This is a genomic window from Microbacterium sp. Bi128 (assembly GCF_918698205.1).
In genome coordinates this window covers 1-3195 of sequence record NZ_CAKKMM010000541.1, presented here as the reverse complement: position 1 = coordinate 3195, position 3195 = coordinate 1, and the positions used below count along the sequence as shown (strand labels likewise).

The 3195-nt window shown below is 68.5% G+C and carries 3 protein-coding genes and 1 pseudogene; 3 read left to right on the top strand and 1 reads right to left on the bottom strand.

Annotation, left to right across the window (positions count from 1 at the left end; translation table 11 throughout):
- On the bottom strand, positions 1-1166 hold a 1166-nt coding region (locus tag LQV45_RS22580), incomplete at its 3' end, for an FAD-binding oxidoreductase (RefSeq protein WP_230008913.1).
- 134 nt (positions 1167-1300) lie between these two features.
- Between LQV45_RS22580 and LQV45_RS22575 the strand changes: the two genes are divergently transcribed.
- The 3 genes and pseudogenes from LQV45_RS22575 to LQV45_RS22565 form a co-directional block, all read left to right on the top strand.
- Complete coding sequence (locus tag LQV45_RS22575; protein WP_230008914.1) at positions 1301-2065, top strand: alpha/beta hydrolase; 765 nt, start codon at positions 1301-1303, stop codon at positions 2063-2065.
- A complete protein-coding gene (locus LQV45_RS22570; protein WP_230008912.1) occupies positions 2065-2877 on the top strand; it encodes a DUF1295 domain-containing protein in 813 nt (270 codons plus the stop codon). Before LQV45_RS22575 ends, LQV45_RS22570 begins: the two co-directional genes overlap by 1 nt.
- Position 2878: 1 nt before the next feature.
- Positions 2879-3195 (top strand): annotated as a pseudogene (locus LQV45_RS22565) (hypothetical protein); the annotation flags it as partial.

Genomic DNA, 3195 nt, shown 5'->3' with positions numbered 1-3195 from the left:
CTGGGGACCTTGCTGCCGTGTTCGATGTGCGCCGCGATGGCACCGTCGTTCAGTTCCGCCAGAAAATCCGCTTTCCAGTAGGCCTGCATGCCAGGGTGCCGCAGCGGGTCGAAAGCCGAGTTCAAGGCGGGGTACGGCATTGGTCCCACCATGGATCCCGCCGCCGGCGCGGCGTCCAGGAACGGCTGCCAGCGTGCCGGACCTTCCGCCGGATCACCGGTCCACATGCCGACGATGACGCACACCGGTTTGCCATGCCATTCCTCGGGCAGGAACGGAACAGGAGGACCCTGGTGGAAGCCCAGGAACGCGCCAAACTCTTCAGGGGCGGTAGCCATGTAGTCCCGGTAAAACCGCGCCACCGTCTCGGCATGCTCGATGGGGTAAATGATGATGCCGGCGTGGACCATGTCCACGGGGTGCATCCGGTACTCGAACGACGTCACGACGCCGAAGTTCCCGCCGCCGCCGCGCAACGCCCAGAACAGGTCCTCGTTCTCGCTTTCGCTGGCGGTAAGGAATTTTCCCTCGGCCGTGACGACGTCGGCAGAGAGGAGGTTGTCGCAGCTGAGGCCATACTTGCGGCTCAGGTATCCAATGCCGCCGCCGAGGGTCAACCCGGCGATGCCGGTCGAGCCGACAATGCCGCCGGGAGTTGCCAGCCCGAAGGCATGGGTCGCGTGGTTGAAGTCGGCCCACGTCGCACCCGGCTCCGCGCGCGCCGTCGCGGCTGCCGGATTAACCCGGACGCCGGTCATGTTGGAGAAATCGATGACCAGGGCGTCAACCCACGTGCCAAAGCCCGGGGCACTGTGTCCTCCACCGCGGACCGCCAGGTCCAGGGAGTTGTCCCGGGCGAAGTTGACGCAGGAGATGACATCGGCCACCTGGGATACCTGGGCCACCGCTGCCGGCCTCTTATCGATCATGCCGTTGAAGACTGCCCGTGCCGCGTCGTAGCCGGCGTCGCCGGGCGTGATGATCTGCCCGCGGACTTGCCCGCGCAGGCTATCGAACTGTGTTCCGTTCATTTTGTATACCGTCGATTTCGTCGTGAGATTCGACCGGACGGTTCTCTGCGCTCCCAGCCGGCGTGGCGCCCGGAGGTTTACCTGCTCATGCCTACTCTTCCCGCATTTCCCCGTCAAGGGCGCCAGCAAATGCACGCATGCCGGCCGCACCCATCACCGGGGGCGCCGGCTCCGAATCCATACTAGGGACCACCGGCCTTGACGGGACCGGGCCGCAACCTATGGTTGGTAATTGACGGACGAAGGACCGGAAGGACACATACGTGGCAATGCGCAAACTCGACGACCGCGAGCCGGAGGCGGGCCGTTCCGGGCCCGCCGCCAAAGCCGTGCTGACCATCGCCGAAGCCGCCGGGGAGACCCGCGGAGTCGTGTTGATCCTGCACGGCGGTCGGGCCGACAGTTTTGACGCTGTCCGCGGCCGGCACCTGAGTCCGGCCCGGATGGTGCCCTTCGCCCGGGCGCTGCACAGGCAGGGCGGCCCGCACGGGCTGGCCGCGTGGACCCTGCGCAACCGCTACCGCGGCTGGAACGGGGAGGACATGTCCCCCGTTCACGATGCCCGCTGGGCGCTCGCCCGGATCAGCCAGGAACATCCCGGCGTGCCGGTGTACCTGCTGGGCCACTCCATGGGCGGTCTCACGGCGCTGTGCGTGGCCGACGACCCGCAGGTCGAAGCCGTCGTCGCGCTCGCGCCGTGGCTGAACCACAAGACTTCGGTCCAGCCTGTCGCGGGCCGCCGCGTCCTGATCGTCCACGGGACCGAGGACCGCTGGACCAGCCCGGCGAACTCACTGGACTACGCCCGGCGCGCCGAGGGCGTCGCCGCGTCCGTTGACTACGTCTCGCTCAAGGAAGCCGGCCATTTCATGATCCGCCGGCTGGCACTGTGGAACGTGCTGGCGAACGGTTTCGTCCTGGACGCTTTCGGCGAGGCAACGGAGGCCGATGTTTCCGGCGCCAGGGACGCATTGCGCAGCGCCCTCGGCGGAGCCCCGCCGGCGGCCGGAACGCGTATGCCGGTGGTGTTGTGATGCCGCCGTTCCCGCTCGATGCCTTCCTTGGCAGCCTGCCCTGGGTCATCGCGGGACTCGTGGTGCTGCTCGGGGTGACTTTCGCGGTTGCCGTGCGGCAGAACCGGCACTCCGTCATCGACACCGTCTGGGGTCTGGGCTTCGTGGTGGTGGCCGGCATCTCCTGGGTGCTTTCGGCCGGATACGGCGACGCCGGCAGGCGGCTGCTGCTGCTAGCCCTGGTCGCCGTGTGGGGCATCCGCCTCGCCGTCCACATCGGGGCACGCGCACGCGGCGGCCACGAGGACCCGCGCTACGTGGACATGCTCGCCGGAGCGCCCGGATCACGCCACGTCTATGCCCTGCGGCGGGTCTACCTGCCCCAGGGGCTGGTGATGTTCTTCGTCTCGCTCACTATCCAGGTCGGCATGTTCGCCACGGGAAGCCTGGGCTGGCTGGCGTTCGCCGGCGTCCTGCTCTGGATCCTTGGCTTCGTGTTCGAGACGGTCGGCGACTGGCAGCTGACGCAGTTCAAATCCGATCCCGCCAGGCGCGGCACCGTCCTCAACACCGGCCTGTGGCGCTACACCCGCCACCCCAACTATTTCGGCGACGCCGCCGTCTGGGCAGGGCTGTTCCTGGTGGCGGCCGATTCCTGGCCGGGTGTCCTGACCGTTCTCTCCCCCGCCCTGATGATCTGGACGCTCGCCGGCAAGACGGGGAAGCCGCTGACGGAAAAGGCAATGTCCGCGCGTCCCGGGTACAAGGAATACATCGACTCCACCTCCGGCTTCCTGCCCTGGCCGCCCCGGCGGCGGGTGGGCGGACACTGACGTGCGCGGCCCGGCAGGTGCCCGGCACGGGCTGGGCTGGCGGCCCGTGAAGTGGCGGCCGGAGCCCAGCGACCGGTTCTACCGTTTCATTGTCCGCACCGGGCTGGCGCTGCGCTGGCTGTTCCGGATCCGCGTCCTCGTCACGGGGCGGGAGCACCTGCCCCAGCCCGGGCCGCCCACTGCCTCAACCCGAAGCGCATCAACCCGCCTCCCGTCCCGCCCGGTGGTGCCCGGCCAGGGCGCCGTGGTCGCGATCACGCACTTCGGCTACCTCGACTTTGCCTTTGCCGAGATGCTGCTGTGGTGGCACAACCGGGC